The organism is Oxalobacteraceae sp. CFBP 8761 (assembly GCA_014841595.1).
GTDB lineage: Bacteria > Pseudomonadota > Gammaproteobacteria > Burkholderiales > Burkholderiaceae_D > Telluria.
In genome coordinates this window covers 13,432-32,086 of the sequence record JACYUE010000001.1, presented here as the reverse complement: position 1 = coordinate 32,086, position 18,655 = coordinate 13,432, and the positions used below count along the sequence as shown (strand labels likewise).

The 18,655-nt window shown below is 64.4% G+C and carries 16 protein-coding genes; 6 read left to right on the top strand and 10 right to left on the bottom strand.

The features are described from left to right. Positions 1 to 43 precede the first annotated feature (43 nt). Positions 44 to 2,104 (top strand): ATP-dependent DNA helicase RecG, encoded by a 2,061-nt coding sequence (recG, locus tag IFU00_00130; protein MBD8540681.1) that lies wholly within the window; start codon positions 44 to 46, stop codon positions 2,102 to 2,104. Here recG and IFU00_00125 read toward each other — a convergent pair. After that, the gene (locus tag IFU00_00125) at positions 2,101 to 2,835 is read right to left on the bottom strand and encodes an NYN domain-containing protein (protein ID MBD8540680.1); all 735 of its coding nucleotides are present in this window, start codon (positions 2,833 to 2,835) and stop codon (positions 2,101 to 2,103) included. The genes recG and IFU00_00125 overlap by 4 nt on opposite strands. 209 nt (positions 2,836 to 3,044) lie before the next feature. Here IFU00_00125 and IFU00_00120 point away from each other — a divergent pair, with 209 nt between their 5' ends. Continuing rightward, the gene (locus IFU00_00120) at positions 3,045 to 3,803 is read left to right on the top strand and encodes a hypothetical protein (GenBank protein ID MBD8540679.1); all 759 of its coding nucleotides are present in this window, start codon (positions 3,045 to 3,047) and stop codon (positions 3,801 to 3,803) included. 14 nt (positions 3,804 to 3,817) lie between these two features. Here the strand turns inward: IFU00_00120 and IFU00_00115 are convergent, their stop codons facing one another. From IFU00_00115 to pyrC, 5 genes are read right to left on the bottom strand one after another with little or no spacing between them, the layout of a single operon-like run. Beyond that, on the bottom strand, positions 3,818 to 4,213 hold the full coding sequence (locus IFU00_00115) for a DUF469 family protein (protein MBD8540678.1): 396 nt from the start codon (positions 4,211 to 4,213) through the stop codon (positions 3,818 to 3,820). Between the two features lie 57 nt (positions 4,214 to 4,270). Then, positions 4,271 to 4,627: a VOC family protein gene (locus IFU00_00110; protein ID MBD8540677.1), complete on the bottom strand. Its 357-nt coding sequence runs from the start codon at positions 4,625 to 4,627 to the stop codon at positions 4,271 to 4,273. Continuing rightward, positions 4,624 to 5,625 (bottom strand): Gfo/Idh/MocA family oxidoreductase, encoded by a 1,002-nt coding sequence (locus tag IFU00_00105; protein MBD8540676.1) that lies wholly within the window; start codon positions 5,623 to 5,625, stop codon positions 4,624 to 4,626. Before IFU00_00105 ends, IFU00_00110 begins: the two co-directional genes overlap by 4 nt. A gap of 15 nt (positions 5,626 to 5,640) precedes the next feature. Next, positions 5,641 to 6,444, bottom strand: a complete 804-nt coding sequence (locus IFU00_00100; protein ID MBD8540675.1) for a DUF3025 domain-containing protein — start codon at positions 6,442 to 6,444, stop codon at positions 5,641 to 5,643. 5 nt (positions 6,445 to 6,449) lie between these two features. Further along, positions 6,450 to 7,499, bottom strand: a complete 1,050-nt coding sequence (pyrC, locus tag IFU00_00095) for a dihydroorotase (GenBank protein ID MBD8540674.1) — start codon at positions 7,497 to 7,499, stop codon at positions 6,450 to 6,452. A 252-nt stretch (positions 7,500 to 7,751) separates the two neighbouring features. Between pyrC and IFU00_00090 the strand changes: the two genes are divergently transcribed. The 3 genes from IFU00_00090 (at position 7,752) to IFU00_00080 (ending at position 11,491) form a co-directional block, all read left to right on the top strand. Then, on the top strand, positions 7,752 to 9,020 hold the full coding sequence (locus IFU00_00090; protein MBD8540673.1) for a dicarboxylate/amino acid:cation symporter: 1,269 nt from the start codon (positions 7,752 to 7,754) through the stop codon (positions 9,018 to 9,020). 82 nt (positions 9,021 to 9,102) lie between these two features. Continuing rightward, positions 9,103 to 10,386, top strand: a complete 1,284-nt coding sequence (locus IFU00_00085) for an amidohydrolase family protein (protein ID MBD8540672.1) — start codon at positions 9,103 to 9,105, stop codon at positions 10,384 to 10,386. A gap of 31 nt (positions 10,387 to 10,417) precedes the next feature. Further along, positions 10,418 to 11,491, top strand: a complete 1,074-nt coding sequence (locus tag IFU00_00080) for a type II asparaginase (GenBank protein ID MBD8540671.1) — start codon at positions 10,418 to 10,420, stop codon at positions 11,489 to 11,491. Here the strand turns inward: IFU00_00080 and IFU00_00075 are convergent, their stop codons facing one another. Beyond that, on the bottom strand, positions 11,492 to 13,375 hold the full coding sequence (locus IFU00_00075) for an ABC transporter ATP-binding protein/permease (GenBank protein ID MBD8540670.1): 1,884 nt from the start codon (positions 13,373 to 13,375) through the stop codon (positions 11,492 to 11,494). It abuts the gene before it with no gap. 56 nt (positions 13,376 to 13,431) lie between these two features. Between IFU00_00075 and IFU00_00070 the strand changes: the two genes are divergently transcribed. Then, positions 13,432 to 13,875 (top strand): acyl-CoA thioesterase, encoded by a 444-nt coding sequence (locus tag IFU00_00070; GenBank protein MBD8540669.1) that lies wholly within the window; start codon positions 13,432 to 13,434, stop codon positions 13,873 to 13,875. 54 nt (positions 13,876 to 13,929) lie between these two features. On the opposite strand, the gene IFU00_00065 is transcribed toward IFU00_00070, so the two are convergent. The 3 genes from IFU00_00065 to IFU00_00055 form a co-directional block, all read right to left on the bottom strand. Next, a complete protein-coding gene (locus IFU00_00065; GenBank protein ID MBD8540668.1) occupies positions 13,930 to 15,612 on the bottom strand; it encodes a long-chain-fatty-acid--CoA ligase in 1,683 nt (560 codons plus the stop codon). 88 nt (positions 15,613 to 15,700) lie between these two features. Beyond that, positions 15,701 to 17,389: a long-chain-fatty-acid--CoA ligase gene (locus tag IFU00_00060; protein ID MBD8540667.1), complete on the bottom strand. Its 1,689-nt coding sequence runs from the start codon at positions 17,387 to 17,389 to the stop codon at positions 15,701 to 15,703. A 173-nt stretch (positions 17,390 to 17,562) separates the two neighbouring features. Further along, positions 17,563 to 18,639 carry an aminopeptidase gene (locus IFU00_00055; protein MBD8540666.1) on the bottom strand — a complete coding sequence of 359 codons (1,077 nt, stop codon included), beginning with the start codon at positions 18,637 to 18,639 and terminating at the stop codon, positions 17,563 to 17,565. Positions 18,640 to 18,655 lie beyond the last annotated feature (16 nt).

The window sequence follows — 18,655 nt, the reverse complement described above, 5'->3', positions numbered from 1 at the left end:
CGAACCTTCTATTTTACGTCAGCAAGCGCCACTTTGCCGCAATATGCCCGCCCCTAAAACCACAACGCCCCCAAAAACGCTCGAAAGCAAGCTCGCCCGCCTTGGCCTGCGCACCGACATGGACCTGGTGCTGCACCTGCCGCTGCGCTACGAGGACGAGACCCAGATCATCACGATCCGGGATGCCTGCATGCGCGGCGGCCAGACCTGGCAGGTAGAAGGCATCGTGACCAAGAACGAGATCTCGTTCAAGCCGCGCCGCCAACTTCTCGTGACGATCGCCGATGCCTCGGGCGACCTGCTGCTGCGTTTCATGAATTTCTACGGCAGCCAGGTCAAGCAGATGGCCGAAGGCGTGCGCATCCGCGCGCGGGGCGAACTCAAACACGGCTTCTTCGGTGCCGAGATGGTCCACCCGGGCTACAAGGTCGTCAACGAAGGCGCGCCCCTGCCCGCCTCGCTCACGCCCGTGTACCCGGCCGGCGAAGGCCTGTCGCAAATGGTGCTGCGGCGCGCGATCGCCGACGCGATGAAGCGCATCGACTGGGCCGACACCGTGCCGCCCGCGATCCGCAAGCGCATGGACCTGATGGACTTCGAGCCGGCCGTCAAGCTCCTGCACTACCCGCCGGCGGACGTCGACGAGCATGCGCTGATCGAGCGCTCGCACCCGGCCTGGGACCGCATGAAGTTCGACGAACTGCTGGCGCAGCAGTTGTCGCTGAAACGCGCGCAGCGTGCGCGCCGCGAAAAAGGCGCGCCGCCACTGCGCGCGGTGGGCAAGCTGTCCGAAGGCTTCCTGGCCGGGCTGCCGTTCGCGCTGACCGGTGCGCAGCAGCGCGTGGTCGAAGAAATCCGCGCCGATCTGCGCGCAGGCTACCCGATGCAGCGCCTGCTGCAGGGTGACGTTGGCAGCGGCAAGACCGTGGTCTCGGCGCTGGCCGCCGCGCAGGCGATCGACAGCGGCTACCAGGCGGCCCTGATGGCGCCGACCGAGATCCTGGCCGAGCAGCACTTCCGCAAGATCGCCGCGTGGATGGAGCCCCTTGGCGTGAAGGTCGCGTGGCTGACCGGCAGCCTGAAGAAAAAGGACAAGGTCGCGTCGAACGCGTTGATCGAATCGGGCGAGGCGCACCTGGTGATCGGCACGCACGCGCTGATCCAGGACTCGGTGCAGTTTGCCAAACTGGGCCTGGTGATCGTCGACGAACAGCACCGCTTCGGCGTCGGCCAGCGCCTCACGCTGCGCAACAAGGGCAGCGACGGCCTGGTGCCGCACCAGCTGATGATGTCGGCCACGCCGATCCCGCGCACGCTGGCAATGACGTACTACGCCGACCTCGAAGTCTCGGTGATCGACGAACTGCCGCCGGGACGCAGCCCGATTGTCACGCGCGCCATCGACCAGAACCGCCGCGACGAAGTGGTCGAGCGCGTGTACGCCGCGGCGCTCGAAGGCCGGCAGGTGTACTGGGTTTGCCCGCTGATCGAGGAATCCGAAGCGCTGCAATTGCAGACCGCCACCGAGACCTACGAAACGCTGGCCGAGTCGCTGCCCGACCTGCAGGTGGGGCTGGTGCATGGCCGCATGAAGCCGGCCGAGAAGCAGGAAGTGATGGACGCGTTCACGGCGGGACAGGTGCATGTGCTGGTGGCGACGACCGTCATCGAAGTGGGCGTGGACGTGCCCAATGCGTCGCTGATGGTGATCGAGCATGCAGAGCGGTTTGGCCTGTCGCAGCTGCACCAGTTGCGCGGGCGCGTGGGCCGCGGTTCGGCGGCGTCGGTGTGCCTGCTGCTGTACCAGTCGCCGCTGGGCCAGGTGGCCAAGCAGCGCCTGTTGACGATGCGCGAAACGACGGACGGCTTCGAGATTGCGCGGCGCGATCTGGAGATTCGCGGGCCTGGTGAATTTCTGGGCGCGCGCCAGTCGGGACAGGCGATGCTGCGCTTTGCCGACCTGGAGATCGACCAGTGGATGGTCGACCGGGCGCGCGACGTGGCGCAATGGCTGCTCGAGGGCGAGACGCCGGAAAAGATGGCGGTCGTCGATGCGCACCTGGCGCGCTGGCTGGGTGGGCGTGAGGAGTTCTTGAAGGTCTAGACGGCGCGCAGGGCGGTCGGCGGCGATGCTGGCGCCATGCTGACGGTGCAATGGCCACCCTCCGTCTGGTGCAATCGCAACTGGCTGCAAGCTTCGATCATCGTCCGCAGCTTGGCATGACCATGCGCTGCCGGAGAAAACCCGGGACTGGCCTGCTTCAGTTGGTTTCCCAGTTCACTCAGGTTGACCAATCCATTGGGCGACGCTTTTGTGACTTTGCGGACCGTCTTGACCAGTAGATTCCGCCAGTCGACGACGGTCTTCACGGCGTCCGCCGCAGCCGGTGGCGCTTCGACGACCGGTGCGGTCAGTACCGCCTCATGAAATGCGTCACAGGCACATCGCAAGGCCGCAGGCGTTTTCGCTTCACCACATACATGCACGCCGGCCCCGCGCTCCTGAAGCTTGCGGCACAAGCCGACAAAATCCGAGTCGCTCGTGACGATCACGAACTGGTTGGCGCGCCCGTCCAGCAGCATCTCGAGTGCGTCCAGCGCCAGCGCGATATCGGCCGTGTTCTTCCCGCCCACATACTGGAATTGCAGACACGGCGCAAAGCCGTGGCGGATCAGCGCTTCCTGCCACTTGTTGGTCAGCGAAGCCGCGTTGCCGTAACCGCGCCGCAGCACCACACGCCCGAGGTTTGATGCGTGCTGCATCGCCTGATCGAGCACGGCGCTCTGCGCATTTTCGCAATCGACCAGTACTGCGACATTCCGTTCTGCAGGCATGAGAATTCCTGTTAGGCAACAACTTAACTCTAGCAGGATATTGACGACGGGCGGGTGGGATTTCCCGTCTGGCCGCTTACCGTGTTGTACAAACGCACTGTGACAATCCGTTAGAAATTTGCTCCCTGTTTGCGGCTATCTTGGCTGAGTTGCAACGCCCTGCCCGGGGCAGATGCGCTTCTCATTTACCATTCAACACGGAACCTGGCATGCCTATCGTCGGACTCGGACTGCACTTTTTGATCGCGCTGTTCTTCGCGGTCCATGCGCTGCGCAACGGGCGCCAGATGTACTGGCTGCTGATCCTGTTTTCGTTCCCGGTCCTTGGCAGCCTGGCCTACTTCGTGGCCGAGTACCTGCCCGCGTCGCGCCTTCAGCGCCAGGGCCGCATCGCCACCCGCGCGCTGCAGAAAACCATCGATCCGGGTCGCGACGTGCGCGAAGCGCGGCGCGCGTTCGACCTGACCCCGACCGCCCACAACCAGATGCGCCTGGCCGCCGCGCTGCTGGGTGCGGGCCAGTCCGACGAAGCCGTGCAGCATTACGATGCGTGCCTGCGCGGGCCGTTCGCGGGCGATCCGGAAGTGGTGCTGGGCGCCGCGCGCGCCAATGCGGCGCATCGCCAGCCAGCGGCAGCGATTGCGCTGCTCGCGTCGCTGCAAGATCGGCAGCCGGGCTTTCGCGCCGATGAAGTCGGGCTGGCACTGGGCTGCGCATATGCCGCGAACAATCAGCAGCTCGAAGCCGGCGTGCAGTTCGAGTCAGTGGTGGAGCGCTTCGGCAGTATCGATGCGCGCGTCGAACTGGCGCTGTGGGCCATTACCAACGGCAAGAACGATGTGGCGCAGCGTGAGCTGCAAGAGATCGCGCACGCGCGCAAGCACATGGAAAAGCACACGCGGGACCTGCATCGCGACTTGTTCAGGCGGCTGGATGGGGCGATCGCGTCGAAGCCACCAGCTGCCTGACTCGGAACATACCTTTATTGGGTACGATCATGCCCATATTGGGTTCCGCCGTGCCATCCATCGACCAATGCATGAACACGGACATCGGCTACCTCTGGCCGGGCCCGTAACCACCGCTCGACGGCCTCGCGATCGTCTTCGCCCGGTGAGCCGCGTTCCAACGTCGTGATGACGCCAGAGATTGCTGTCAGAGGGAAGCGTCCGCCGAAACCGCCACCGAGCAAACTACGTCCCTCGAGAAATCCGAACAGGCCATCGGTAAAGCCGTAGTAGGACTCGACATCGATCGGCTCACTGAACGTCAGCTCGACATCGAAGACATACTCCGTAAATTCGCCAAGGCGCAGCTTCTTGCGTTGACGTTGATTGAGGCGCCGTACACGGGCGGTCGAGCGGGCATCGCGTTTCATGGTGTCCTTGTTGTTCTCGGTGTTATCCGAACCGCCGGTGGCGGTTCGATCGTGTCGTCAGCATGCGAACGTGAGCCGGTTCCCGAACGGATCCTTGATGCTCAATTCACGTGAGCCCCATGGCGTATCCTCGATCTCCGGCCTTGCGTAGCCATATTGTCTGGCCGTCAGCCCGGCATGCAGCGCATCGATATCGTCAACGGCGATCCGCAGCGCCGCACCAGGACAGCAATCGCCATGATGTTCGCTCAGGTGCAGCACGCACCCGTCACGCGCGATCTGCAGATACAGCGGCAGATCGGGCGCGAAGCGATGCTCCCAGTCGACCTTGAAGCCGAGGTAGTCGACGTAGAACTGCCTGGCCTTGGCTTCATCGAAGATACGCAGGATCGGCGTGACGGCGCCAAGCATCATGCTGGCGGGCGTACGCGGTCTGCCTCGTAACGTAAGCCGATCTGTCGGCGGATCTCGTCCATCACGCCCATCAGCGCCAGCGTTTCGCGCTGCGTCATCACCGGGCTTTCCAGCAAACCGGCTTGCCAGCAGCGCTGCGCCTCGATCGCTTCGTGCACGTAGCCGTTGCCGAGATACGGCGTGTCGATCGTGCGCGAGGTGCCGTCGTCTAGCGTGACCGTGACCGAGGTCGCGCAGTGGAAGCGCGTGTTCATGCGCACGTGGCCACGCTCGCCCGCCACCGTCAGTTCGGCCGGCGTGCGCGCCAGCAGCGAGCAGCTGCAGACCGACATGCCGCCGCCTTCGTGCTTGAGCGTGAAGCCCGTCTGCACGTCGACGCCCGTCGGGCCCATCTCGGCCTGGGCGCGGATTTCCGTCACCGGGCCAAGCAGGCCCGCGGCGATCGACAAGGGATAGATGCCCAGGTCGAGCAGCGCGCCGCCGCCCAGCTCGGGATTGAACACACGGTGCTCGGGGCCGAACGTGGCGGCGAACCCGAAGTCGGCCACCACCTGGCGCGGCGTGCCGATTTCGCCGGACGCCAGGATGCGCTGGACTTCCTGGTAGGCCGGCAGGTAGCGCGTCCACATCGCCTCCATCAGGAACAGGCGCTTCGTGCGTGCCAGCGTGACAACCTGCTCGGCTTCGCGCAGGTTCATCGTAAACGGCTTTTCGCAAAGGACGCCCTTGCCGGCGCGCAGGGCCATCAACGCATTCTCGACGTGCTGCGGGTGCGGCGTGCCGATGTAGACCAGGTCGATGTCCGGGTTCGCGGCCAGGGCCTCATACGAGCCGTAGCTGGCCAGCGCGCCGAATTCACGGCCGAACGCATCGGCCGTTTCCTGGCTGCGTGACGCCACGCCGGCCAGCACCGCGCCCGGCACATCCTTGAGTGCAGTGGCAAAGGCATGGGCAATCTTGCCCGTGCCGAGGATTCCCCAACGTACCGCTTCAGCCATGCACATTCTCCTTGGTTAGTCCGTCCGGCGTGGACGGAACACGGTGGTATCACGATAAAAATCGGCGTCCTGCCCCGGCCACCAGCCCGGTACACCCAGCACCTGCAGCGGTGTGAAGCCCGCTGTGGCCCCGTTGCTCGCCAGGCCTTCGCCAGCCAGCGCATTCGCCACCTCGCCGTCGATCCAGGCGCGGCGCGCAGCCGGCGCCAGCGCAAAGTACGCGTCATCCACGAACACGACGCGCGTGTGCGCCGTGATTGCCTTGCGCGGCGTAACCAGCTTTTCCATCAGCGCGTGGCCGAACAGCCAGACCTCGGCGTCGCGGCCGAACAGGGCGCGCCCGTCGTACAGCGCTTGAAGCCAGCGGTGCGCGCGCAGGTCGTCGACCAGTGCGCGCCCGGCAGCCGTGTCGCGCACCACCAGCAACGCCGCGTTCTCGTCGAAGATCGTGGCGGCGTCGCGCGCGGGTCCACGCGACTTGCCCACGCCGGCCTGTGCGATCTGCGCCGCCTGCAGCGTGTTCAGGGCGCGTTTGATACCCGGGAACGTCTGCCACACCAGCGCATTGAAAAAGTCGTGCAGATTGTCGCGCGTGGGCACCTGCCCCGTCGCGCCAATGAATGCCTCGTACGCCATGCCGTCGGGCAGGCTCGCTTGCAGCACGAAGCACAGCGGCTGGCCGGCGCCGTTGCGCAGGTCCAGCGCGCGCGCCGCGACATTGAAGGCGTCGATGAAGCCGTCGGGCGGCGGCGCGGCGCGCTCGAAGGCCGGACGCACCGTGTCGTACCACGGCTGCGCCCAGTCGATCGGCGGCAGCATCGGTGTTACAGCATCTTCCAGTTGATGGTCTCGCCCGCGTTGAGCGGCACCAGCTGGTGTTCGGCCATCGGCACCGATGCGGGCAGCGTCCAGGCTTCGCGCTTGAGCGTGATCGTGCCTTCGTTGCGCGGCAGGTTGTAGAACGCCGGGCCGTTGAAGCTGGCGAACGCCTCCAGCTGGTCGAGCGCGCCGGCCTGGGCGAAGGCTTCGGTATACATCTCCATCGCGTGCAGCGCCGTGTAGCAGCCCGCGCAGCCGCAGGCCGCGTACTTGGTGTGCACCGCGTGCGGGGCCGAGTCGGTACCCAGGAAGAAGCGCTCGTCGCCGCTGGTGGCGGCAGTGACCAGCGCCAGGCGGTGTTCTTCGCGCTTGAGCACCGGCAGGCAGTAGAAGTCCGGGCGGATGCCACCCTTGAACAGTTCATTGCGGTTGTACAGCAGGTGGTGCGCGGTGATGGTGGCGGCGATCGGGCCTTCGGCTTCGGCCACGTACTGGGCCGCATCCTTGGTGGTGATGTGCTCGAACACGACCGGCAGGGCCGGCATGTCGCGGCGCAGCGGGCGCATGACGCGCTCGATGAACACGGCTTCGCGGTCGAACAGGTCGATGTCGCTGTTGGTGACTTCGCCGTGTACCAGCAGCGGCATGCCGATTTCCTGCATCACTTCAAGCGTCTTGTAGCACTTGGTCAGGTCGGTGACGCCGGCATCGGAATTGGTCGTGGCGCCGGCCGGGTACAGCTTGACGGCGTGGATGAAGCCCGTGTCTTGCGCGCGGCGGATCTCGTCCGGGTTGGTGTTGTCAGTCAGGTACAGCGTCATCAGGGGCTCGAACTGCACGCCCTCGGGCAGCGCAGCCAGGATCCGGGCGCGGTAGTCCAGCGCCATCGCGGTGGTGGTGACGGGCGGGCGCAGGTTCGGCATCACGATCGCACGCGCGAACTGGCGCGCGCTGTGCGGCAGCACGCTGGCCATGGCCGCGCCGTCGCGCAGGTGCAGGTGCCAGTCGTCGGGACGGGTGATGGTGATGGTGTCGGGGATTTCGATGGTGGACATGGCGGCTCTCGGAAAACGGATGGCGTATTTTACCTGTGCCGGGGCGCCGTGGATCACCGCGCAACGCGGGCAATGACGCACGCGACGGCATGCTTGACAGCACCAACAGCGGCTAGGATACTGCGGAACTTGCCATAATCTTCAGAATCAACTGGTCTTTCGGTCCTCGACAGCCAGCCACTGCCCGAACAATTCACCAGCGACAGCGCCGTTGCCGCGGGTGTCGCACAGGTCCCAAAGACAGGAAGCTTTATGAACAATCGAAACCGCCTGACCACTTATATTCTGATCGCGCTGGTGATCGGTATTCTGGTGGGCTATCTGGTCAACAGCAATTCAGATACGGCCGGGGCACAAAGCTTCTCCGACACGATGTCGCTGATCACGACGCTGTTCCTTCGCCTGATCAAGATGATCATCGCGCCGCTGGTGTTTGCCACCCTGGTGGTGGGCATCGCCAAGATGGGCGACGCCAAGGAAGTCGGCCGCATCGGCGTCAAGGCGCTGGGCTGGTTCTTCATCGCCTCGCTCATCTCGCTGTCGCTGGGCCTGATCCTGGTGAACCTGTTCCGTCCCGGTGACGCGCTGTTCGCCGCCGGCATGATGCCGCCAGTGGACGCCACTTCGGGCATTACCACCAGCGGCCTGACGATGAAGGACTTCATCACCCACCTGGTGCCAACCTCGATCGTCGACGGCATGGCCCGCAATGAAATCCTGCAGATCGTCGTGTTCTCGGTGTTCTTCGGCACCGCTGCCGCTGCCGTCGGTGCGCGCGCCACGCCAATGATCGACGCCATCGACGGCGTCGCCCACGTGATGCTCAAGCTGACCGGCTACGTGATGAACTTCGCACCGATCGCGGTGCTGGCCGCCGTCTCGGGCATCATCGCCAAGAGCGGCCTGGGCGTGCTGTCGACCTACGGCGTCTTCATGGCCCAGTTCTACTTCGGCATTGCGCTCTTGTGGGTGGTGTTGATCGGTATCGGCATGATCTTCATCGGCCCGCGCATCCTGCGCCTGATCGCCGAACTGCGCGGCCCGACCCTGCTGGCCTTCTCGACTGCCTCGTCCGAAGCGGCGTTCCCGAAAACCCTGGAAGGCCTGGAGCGCTTCGGCGTCAAGAACCGTCTGGCCTCGTTCGTGCTGCCGATCGGCTACTCGTTCAACCTCGATGGCTCGATGATGTACTGCACCTTCGCCGCCGTCTTCATCGCCCAGGCCTACGGCATCGAACTGTCGATGAGCACCCAGATCACGATGATGCTGGTGCTGATGCTGACCTCCAAGGGCATGGCCGGCGTGCCGCGCGCGTCGCTGGTCGTGATCGCCGCCACGCTGAACCAGTTCGACATCCCGGAAGCCGGCCTGCTGCTGCTGCTGGCGATCGACCACTTCCTGGACATGGCCCGCTCGGCCACCAACGTCATCGGCAACGGCATCGCCACCGCCGTCGTGGCCAAGTGGGAGGGCGAGCTCGGGGAACCGAACGCCGAACCCGCCATTTCACCACTGCGCTAGGCGCGGCGGGCATTGCCTGACACCGGAAGGCCTTCCAGCGATGGAGGGCCTTTTTTTTCATGAAAATAACGAGGGACAAACGATGAAAACCATACTGGCCGCCGGCATGCTGCTGGCCTTGAACAGCGCGCACGCCGCCACCCAGACAGTCGATTGCGGCCGCCTGCTGGACGTGCAGCAAGGCACCTGGCGCGAACGCGTCAGCATCGTCATCGAGAATGGCAGCATCGTCTCGGTCGGCCCCATGACCGGCGCCGCTGGCAACATCGACCTGTCACGCCACGCCTGCCTGCCCGGCCTGATCGACATGCACGTGCACCTGACCAGCGAAACCCAGCCGGCGGTCGACGCCTACCGCGACCGCCTCACCGCCAACCCGGCCGACATGGCCTACCGCTCGATCAGGTTTGCCGAGCGCACGCTGATGGCGGGCTTCACGACGGTGCGCGACCTGGGCGCGGCCGATGACCTGAACATTGCGCTCAAGCGCGCGATCGCCGCCGGCGACGTACCGGGCCCGCGCATGTTCACGGCCGGTAAATCGCTGGCCACCACGGGCGGCCATGCCGATCCGACCAACAATCTGTCGCACTTTTTGAACGAGAAGATCGGCACGCCCGGCCCGGTCGAGGGTGTGCTCAACAGCCCTGAGGAGGCGCGCCAGGCCGTGCGCCAGCGCTACAAGGATGGTGCGGACCTGATCAAGGTGACGGCCACCGGCGGTGTGCTGAGCCAAGCCGCCAGCGGCCAGAACTCGCAGTACACCGAGGACGAACTGCGCGCCGTGGTCACGACCGCGAAGGATTACGGCTTTCGCGTGGCGGCCCACGCCCACGGCGCGGAAGGCATGAAGCGCGCGCTGCGCGCCGGCGTCGACTCGATCGAGCATGGCACGCTGATGGACGACGAAGTCATCACGCTCTTCAAGAAGACCGGCGGCTGGTACGTGCCGACCATCTCGGCCGGCCGCTACGTGGCGGACAAGGCCAAGGTGCCGAACTACTACTCGGCGCTGGTGCAGCCCAAGGCAGCGGCGATCGGGCCGCAGCTGCAGGCCACGTTCGCCCGCGCCCACAAGGCCGGCGTGAAGATCGCGTTCGGCACCGATGCCGGCGTGTTCCCGCATGGCGAGAATGCGAAGGAATTCGGCTACATGGTCGAAGCCGGCATGACACCGATCGACGCAATCCGCGCCGCGACCGTCAATGCGGCCGTGCTGCTGGATCAACCCAAGCGCCTGGGCGCGATCGCGCCGGGGTTCGCGGCCGACATCATCGCGGTCGAGGGCGACCCGCTCAAGGACGTCAAACTACTCGAGCAGGTCAAGTTCGTGATGAAGGATGGCGTCGTCTTTAAAAAGCTGTAAGCTGCCGGGTTTATAAAACCCGGAGACCTTCATGCTGTTCCCGCGCTCTGCCCACGCCGCCCTGTGCGGCGTTCTTTTTCTGTTTGCGGCCGCCGTCCAGGCCCAGACCGCCAAGCTGCCGAATGTGACGATCCTCGCCACCGGCGGCACCATCGCCGGAACGGGCGCCAGCAGCACGACCACGATCGGCTACACTGCTGCCACCGTCGGCGTGCAATCGCTGATCGCGGCCGTGCCCGAGATCGCGAAGGTGGCCAACGTCACCGGCGAACAGGTATTCCAGATCGCCAGTGAAAACATCAGCGATGCGCAGTGGCTGCAACTGGCCAAGCGCGTCAACGTGCTGCTGGCGCAAAGCAGCGTCGATGGCATCGTCATCACGCACGGCACCGACACGCTGGAAGAGACGGCATACTTTTTGAACCTGGTCGTCAAGAGCAGGAAGCCGGTGGTGGTGGTCGGCTCGATGCGGCCGTCAACGGCGCTGTCGGCCGACGGCCCGATCAACCTGTACAACGCGGTGCGCCTGGCGGGCACGCCTGACGCGGCGGGACGCGGCGTGCTGGTGGCGATGAATGACCAGATCCATGCGGCGCGTGACGTCACCAAGGCCAATACGACGACGGCGGACACCTTCCGCACGACGGAGCTGGGCATGGTCGGCTACATCCAGGGCGGCAAGCCGTTCTTTTATCGCGACGTGACGCGCAAGCACACGGTCGACACCGAATTCGATCTGGCCAAACTCGATGCGCTGCCGCAGGTGGACGTGGCGTACGCGTATGCGAACGTGGGCGATGTGGCGGTCAATGCGCTGGTGGCAGCCGGCGCCAAGGGGCTGGTGCATGCGGGTGTCGGCAACGGCAGCCTGCCTGCCAAAACCAAACCGGCGCTGGTGGCTGCACGTGCCAAGGGCGTCATCGTGGTGCGCGCGAGCCGCGTGGGACAGGGCATCGTGGCGCGCAATGGCGAAGCCAATGATGATCAGCTGGACTTCGTGGTGGCCGATACGCTCAGTCCCCAAAAGGCACGTATCCTGCTGATGCTGGCGCTGACCAGAACGACCAGCACCAGCGAAATCCAGCGGATGTTCTACACGTATTGATTACGCGCCGGATACCGTAGGGTGGACGGTTGCGCCGTCCACGCGTTCAAACGCTTCCGGCACCAGCGGCGGCGAGGCCACATCCTCGTCAGGCCGCGCCAGCTGCCGGTCCCACATCTGCGCATACAGGCCGCGCGCCGCCAGCAGCGAACCATGTGTGCCGCGCTCGACGATCTTGCCGTGATCGAGCACGATGATCTGCTGCGCATCGGCGATCGTCGAGAGGCGGTGCGCAATCACCAGCGTCGTGCGGTTCTTCGCGATCTCTTTCAACTGCGCCTGGATTGCCTGCTCGGCGCGTGAGTCGAGCGCCGACGTCGCTTCATCGAAGATCAGCAGCGCCGGGTCTTTCAGCAGCGTGCGCGCGATCGCCACGCGCTGCTTCTCGCCACCGGACAGTTTCAGGCCCCGCTCACCCACCATGCTCTGATAGCCATCCGGCAGGCTTTCGATGAAGTCGTGGATCGACGCCGCACGCGCGGCTGCCACGATGTCATCGCGGCTCGCACCCGGGCGGCCATACGCGATGTTGTATTCGATCGTGTCGTTGAACAGCACCGTGTCCTGCGGGACGATGCCGATCGCCGCGCGCAGCGACGACTGGGTGATGTTGCGCAGATCCTGGCCATCGATCCTGATCGCACCGCCGTTCACGTCATAGAAGCGAAACAGCAGGCGTGACAGCGTGGACTTGCCCGAGCCGCTGTGGCCCACCACCGCCGTCGTGGTGCCGGCGGCGATGGTGAAGTCGACATCGAACAGGATCTGGCGCTTGGTCTCGTAGCTGAATTCCACGTGCGAGAACTCGACCTGCGCACCCTTGATATCCAGCGGCAGCGCCTTGGGACCGTCGGCCACTTCGCGGTTCTGGTCGAGCAGTCCAAACAGGCGCTCCATGTCGGCCAGGCTTTGCTTGATCTCGCGGTAGATCACGCCCAGGAAGTTCAGCGGCATGTACAGCTGGATCATGAAGGTATTGACCAGCACCAGGTCGCCCAGGCTCATGGTGCCGTTGATGACGCCCTGCGTGGCGCGCCACAGGATCAGCGTGACGGCAGTCGCGATGATCAGCGACTGGCCCGTGTTCAGGACCGACAACGAAGTCTGCGAGCGCACGCCGGCGTTCTCGTAGTTCTTCAGGCCCTCGTCATAGCGCTTGGCTTCGTAGTCTTCGTTGCCGAAGTATTTCACCGTTTCGTAATTGAGCAGCGAGTCGATCGCCTTGGTACTGGCTTTCGATTCGAGATCGTTCATCGTGCGCCGGAAGTGCGTGCGCCATTCGGTGACCACCACGGTAAAGGTGATGTACGAGGCCAGCGCCACGGCGGTGATGATGCTGAACCAGATGTCGTAGTTCAGTATCAGGTAACCCAGTACCAGCGTGATCTCGACCAGCGTCGGCAGGATGTTGAAGAGCGAGTACGAGATCAGCGAGTTCACGCCGCGCGTGCCGCGCTCGATGTCGCGCGTCATGCCACCCGTCTGCCGGTTCAGGTGAAAGCGCAGCGACAGCGCATGCAGGTGACGGAACACGCGCAGCGCGATCGTGCGCACGGCGCGCTGCGTCACGCGCGCGAACAGAAATTCACGCAGCTCGGTGAAGACAGTCATCGACAGCCGCAGCAGACCGTAGGCGATCAGCACGCCAACGGGCAGCACCATCAGTGCGTGCGGGTGCGCGGGATCGATGGCCAGGCCGTCGATCAGCCGCTTGAGCACCAACGGCACGCCGACGTTGGCCATCTTGGCCGCGACCAGTGCGCCCATGGCGGCCAGCACGCGCCACTTGTAGACCCACAGGTACGGGAACAAGGTCTTGAGCGTTGCCCAGTCGTTGCGGGGAATGCCGGTAGGGTCCGGCGGAAGTGAGGTATTGCGGCGCATGGGGAGACTTTTGTGGTTCAATTCGGGTCGATTGTAGCTTTTACCGAGAATTCACGATGACCACGCCCGAAAATACCGTTACCACGCCCAGTACCATTCGCCTCCCCGCCGGCAAGATGCCCGAACTGCGGGTCATGCCCGCACCGTCCGACGCCAATGTGTATGGCGATGTATTCGGCGGCTGGATCATGGCCCAGGTCGACCTGGCCGGTTCGCTGCCGGCCACGCGCCGCGCCAATGGCCGCGTGGCGACCATCGCCGTAAACTCGTTTTTGTTCAAGAATCCGGTGTTCGTCGGCGACCTGCTGTCGTTCTATGCCGATATCACCAAGGTGGGCAACACGTCGATCACGGTGTTCGTCGAGGTGTACGCCGAGCGCAACCGGCTGGCGGCCGAGGTGGTCAAGGTGACCGAGGCGACGCTGACCTACGTGGCCACCGGCCCGGATCGCAAGCCGCGCCAGTTACCGCCACTCGAATCGCTGATCGCAAACCGGTGATCCGGTCGTGAAAAAGGCCGCCATCATGGCGGCCTTCAGAACGTCACGCCGGCATCAGCCCGGCTTTTTTTCGTCGCGCAGTTCGCGCCGCAGGATCTTGCCGACGTTCGTCTTCGGCAGCGTCTCGCGGAACTCGACGAACTTCGGCCGCTTGTAACCGGTCAGCTGCTCCTTGCAGAACGCGGTGACCTGGTCGACGGTGAGGCTGGCATCCTTCTTGACCACGTACAGCTTGACCGCCTCGCCCGAATGCTGATCAGGCACGCCCACGCACGCCACTTCGAGCACGCCCGGCATCGACGCGACCACGCCTTCGACTTCGTTCGGGTACACATTGAAGCCCGAAACCAGGATCATGTCCTTCTTGCGATCGACGATGCGCGTGTAGCCCTTGTCGTCCATGATGCCGATGTCACCGGTCTTGAAGAAGCCGTCGGGCGTCATGACCTTGGCCGTTTCGTCATCGCGCTGCCAGTAGCCGGCCATGACCTGCGGCCCGCGCACGGCGATTTCGCCGGGGGTGCCGAACGGGACGGCGTTGCCGGCATCGTCCAGGATGCGCAGTTCGGTCGAGGGCAGCGGCAGGCCGATGGTGCCGGTGAACTCGCTGATATCGCAGCGGTTGGCGGTGACCACGGGCGACGTCTCGGACAAGCCGTAGCCTTCGACGATCGGGATGCCCGTCGTCTTGAGCCACTTGTCGGCCACCGCTTTTTGCACGGCCATGCCGCCGCCCGGGCACACCATCAGGCCCGAAAAATCGAGCTTGGCGAAATCGTCGTTGTTCAGCAGGCCGTTGTACAACGTGTTCACGGCCGGGAAGATGTTGATGCGGTAGCCACCCAGTTCCTTGATGAAGCCCTTGATGTCGCGCGGGTTCGGGATCAACAGGTTCATGCCGCCCACGCGCAGGCCGAGCAGCGCGCAGACCGTCAGCGCATAGATATGGTACAGCGGCAGCGCGCAGGCAAACTGCGCCTGCTGGCCCGCCAGCTGGCGCCCCAGGGTCGGCGCGAACCAGGCCTCGTTCTGCAGCACGTTGGCGATCACGTGGCGGTGCAGCAGCACCGCGCCTTTCGACACGCCCGTGGTGCCGCCCGTGTACTGCAGGAAGGCGATGTCGTCATGGCCGATCGCAACCTGCCCCAGCGTTTCGCGCGCGCCGTCGGCCAGCACCTTGTTGAAGGCGACCGCACCTGGCAGCGAATAGGCCGGCACCATCTTCTTGACCTTGCGCACCACCAGATTGACCAGCGTGCCTTTCAGGCCGCCCAGCAGGTCGCCCATGGTGGCCAGGATGACGTGTTTGACCTGTGTCTTTCCGACTACCTGTTCCAGCGTGTGGGCGAAGTTTTCCAGCACCACGATCGCCTCGGCGCCCGAATCGGTCAGCTGGTGCTGCAGCTCGCGCGGGGTGTAGAGCGGGTTGACGTTGACGACGACATAGCCGGCGCGCAGCACGGCGGCCAGCGCCACCGGATACTGCAGCACGTTGGGCATCATCAGCGCCACGCGCGCGCCCGGTTTCAGGCCTTTCGCCTGCAGCCAGGCGGCCATGCGCTGCGACATCGTATCGAGTTCGGAAAACGTGATGGACTTGCCCATGCAGGCATAGGCCTTGCGGTCGGCGTACTTGCGGAACGCCTCCTCGAGCAAATGCGCCAGCGAGCGATATTGCGTCGCATCGATCTCTGCCGGTACACCGGTTTCGTACGACGTGAGCCAGAATTTGTCCATGTATTCCACTGCCTTCCTTGTTGTTCCAATAAAACGCCGAAGCCGCCTCGCGGGCGGCTTCGGCTGGTTGCCCATCATCCGCCGTGACTTACGCCACCGTGTCCGCCTGCTTTTCGTCCCGCAGCGCGCGGCGGAGAATCTTGCCGACGTTGGTCTTGGGAAGCTCATCGCGGAACTCGATGTACTTGGGGCGCTTGTAGCCGGTGAATTCCTGCTTGCAGTAGGCCAGCAAGTCGTCCGTCGTGAGGCCCGGGTCTTTTTTTACCACGAATACCTTGACCGCCTCGCCCGAATGGGCGTCCGGCACACCGACCACGGCGCACTCGAGCACCCCTGGATGGCCGGCGATCACGCCTTCGAGCTCGTTCGGGTAGACGTTGAAACCCGAGACCAGGATCATGTCCTTCTTGCGATCGACGATCCTGACGTAGCCGTTCGCGTCCATGATGCCGATGTCGCCCGAGCGGAAGAAGCCGTCGGCCGTCATGACCTTGGCGGTTTCGGCCGGCTGTTTCCAGTATCCCTGCATGACTTGCGGACCGCGGATCGCGATCTCGCCGCTTTCGCCCAGCGCCACCGGATTGCCGGCATCGTCGATGATGGCGATGTCGGTCGATGGCACCGGCAAGCCGATGGTGCCGGTGAAGTCCAGCACGTCGGCGCGGTTGCAGGTGGCCACCGGCGACGTCTCGGACAAGCCGTAGCCTTCGATGATGGCCACGCCGGTGATATCGCGCCATTTGTCGGCCACGGCCTTTTGCACCGCCATGCCACCGCCATTGCAGATGCGCAGACCGGAGAAATCGAGGTGGGCGAAATCGGGGTTGTTCACCAGCGCGTTGTACAGCGTGTTCACGGCCGGCAGCATGTTGAAGCGGTACTTGGCCAGTTCTTTGACGAAGCCGGGGATGTCGCGCGGGTTCACGATCAGCACGTTCAGGGCGCCCATGCGCATGCCCCACATGGCGCACGCGGTCAGCGCAAAGATGTGATACAGCGGCAGCGCGCACACGATTGTCAAAGGCTCGCCGCCCGCCTCGCCCAGCGCCGGCGCCGACCAGGCTTCGCTTTGCAGCACGTTGGCGATCACGTTGCGGTGCGTGAGCGTGGCGCCTTTTGAGGGCCCGGTGGTACCACCCGTGTACTGCAGAAAGGCGACGTCGCCGGCCTTGAGCGTGGCCGGCTTGAAGGTCATGCGGGCGCCCTGCGCCAGCGCATCCTTGAAGGTCACCATGTTCGGCAGCGAGAACTCGGGCACCATCTTCTTGACGTGACGGACCACGAGGTTGACCACCATGCCCTTGACGCCACCAAGCAGCTCGCCCATGTTCGCCACCACCACGTGGCGCAGCGGCGTCTTGCCCATTACCTTCTGCACGGTGTGGGCAAAGTTTTCCAGCACGATGATGGCTTCGGCGCCCGAGTCAGTGATCTGGTGTTCGAGTTCGCGCGCGGTGTAGAGGGGATTGACGTTGACGACGACGTAGCCGGCGCGCAGCACGGCGGCCAGCGCGATCGGGTACTGCAGCACATTGGGCATCATGATGGCCACGCGCGCGCCCGGCGTCAGGCCGCGGCTTTGCAGCCAGGCGGCGAGCTTTTGCGAACAGGCGTCAAGTTCGCGGTAGGTGAGGAACTTGTCCATGCAGACAAAGGCGTTGCGGTCTGCGAATTTGCTGAACGATTCTTCCAGCAATTGCACCAGCGAAGAGTACTGGTCCGGATTGATCTCTGCCGGCATGCCTGGTGGATACGACTGCAGCCAAATCTTGTCCATGGGTTGCCTCTGTCTCGGGATCTTTTTCAAGATCATGATCGTTCTTGTCGACGGCCGTGCTATGTTGCCGGCTCGCGTGCGCACGAAGCTTATGCCTTTGCTATCGCTGGTTGTGATGCTATCGGGCAGCGCCCTTGTGCGCAAGCGCTTTTACGCCGATTGGAACCGGTCCTCTACGGCAGAGCACTCATGGTGCGCTGCACCACCTGCAGGCCCGTGGAACCCGTCGCCGCCAACCCCGTCAACACACGGGTGCGCTCTTTCTTGTCGAGGGCGGCAAGACGGTTGACGGCCTTGTAGAAACCCGCCCACGTTTTCTCGCGGCGTAGCAGGGCGCGAAACGCTGGTACCAGATCATTGTAGGTCGCCACCGAGGCAAGATGGGCATTGGACAGCGGCTCGGCAAAGAAGCGGTCATAGCCGGCGTAACCGCCCCAGTTTGCCTTGAGCACCTGGTAGTCGTTCTGCAGCGCGATGAACAGGCGGCCCTTGGTGGCACGCTTGGTGGCGTCCGGTTCGATGCTCTTGTAGGTGCGCTCGAGCTCACCGCGATAGCGCAGCAGCAGCGCCAGGAAGTCGCGCTTGCGGGCTTTATAGCGATCGTAGGCCGCGCTCATGGCCGGGTTGCCGAAGCGTTCGAGCCAGGCTTCCACGCCGGCCTGCTCCACGGCGCTGGCAAACGATTCATTGAATTGCGAGTCGCCCGCGACGTAGACGACCTGGTGCGCCAGCTCATGGAAGATCAGGCGCGCCAGTTCGGCGTCGGGGTAGTTGATGAAGGTCGACACCAGCGGGTCCCTGAACCAGCCGAGCGTCGAATAGGCGCTCACGCCGCCCACTTCCACGTCATGGCCTTCTGCGCGCAGTTGCCGGGCATAGGCCTGGGCGTCGGTCTTGCTGTAGTAGCCGCGGTAGTTCACGCAGCCGGCTACCGGAAAGCACCACTGGATCGGTTTGAGGGACAGTTCGGGCGTGGCCACCACGTTCCACAGCACGTAGGGGCGTTTGAGACTGGCGTAATTGGTGTAGCTGCCGTTATCGGGCAGCTGCATTTCCTGGATGGCGAAGCGGCGGATCTGGCGCGCTGCCTCGAGCCGGTGCCGCAATTTGGCGCTGGTGCTGGTGTCGGCGATCCAGTCGTCGATCGGGCGCGCATCGGACAGCAGTTGCAACTGGCCTTGCGCGGCCTGGGTGTAGTACGAGAGCGATGAGCAGCTTGTCAACATCAGGGCCGCAGCTGCCACGGCCATGAGCGGCCGGAAGGCC

Bases quoted from the DNA above. Each gene is read 5' to 3' on its own strand.
- recG (MBD8540681.1), top strand. From the start codon at position 44: ATGCCCGCCCCTAAAACCACAACGCCCCCAAAAACGCTCGAAAGCAAG.
- IFU00_00125 (MBD8540680.1), bottom strand. From the start codon at position 2,835: ATGCCTGCAGAACGGAATGTCGCAGTACTGGTCGATTGCGAAAATGCG.
- IFU00_00120 (MBD8540679.1), top strand. From the start codon at position 3,045: ATGCCTATCGTCGGACTCGGACTGCACTTTTTGATCGCGCTGTTCTTC.
- IFU00_00115 (MBD8540678.1), bottom strand. From the start codon at position 4,213: ATGAAACGCGATGCCCGCTCGACCGCCCGTGTACGGCGCCTCAATCAA.
- IFU00_00110 (MBD8540677.1), bottom strand. From the start codon at position 4,627: ATGATGCTTGGCGCCGTCACGCCGATCCTGCGTATCTTCGATGAAGCC.
- IFU00_00105 (MBD8540676.1), bottom strand. From the start codon at position 5,625: ATGGCTGAAGCGGTACGTTGGGGAATCCTCGGCACGGGCAAGATTGCC.
- IFU00_00100 (MBD8540675.1), bottom strand. From the start codon at position 6,444: ATGCTGCCGCCGATCGACTGGGCGCAGCCGTGGTACGACACGGTGCGT.
- pyrC (MBD8540674.1), bottom strand. From the start codon at position 7,499: ATGTCCACCATCGAAATCCCCGACACCATCACCATCACCCGTCCCGAC.
- IFU00_00090 (MBD8540673.1), top strand. From the start codon at position 7,752: ATGAACAATCGAAACCGCCTGACCACTTATATTCTGATCGCGCTGGTG.
- IFU00_00085 (MBD8540672.1), top strand. From the start codon at position 9,103: ATGAAAACCATACTGGCCGCCGGCATGCTGCTGGCCTTGAACAGCGCG.
- IFU00_00080 (MBD8540671.1), top strand. From the start codon at position 10,418: ATGCTGTTCCCGCGCTCTGCCCACGCCGCCCTGTGCGGCGTTCTTTTT.
- IFU00_00075 (MBD8540670.1), bottom strand. From the start codon at position 13,375: ATGCGCCGCAATACCTCACTTCCGCCGGACCCTACCGGCATTCCCCGC.
- IFU00_00070 (MBD8540669.1), top strand. From the start codon at position 13,432: ATGACCACGCCCGAAAATACCGTTACCACGCCCAGTACCATTCGCCTC.
- IFU00_00065 (MBD8540668.1), bottom strand. From the start codon at position 15,612: ATGGACAAATTCTGGCTCACGTCGTACGAAACCGGTGTACCGGCAGAG.
- IFU00_00060 (MBD8540667.1), bottom strand. From the start codon at position 17,389: ATGGACAAGATTTGGCTGCAGTCGTATCCACCAGGCATGCCGGCAGAG.
- IFU00_00055 (MBD8540666.1), bottom strand. From the start codon at position 18,639: ATGGCCGTGGCAGCTGCGGCCCTGATGTTGACAAGCTGCTCATCGCTC.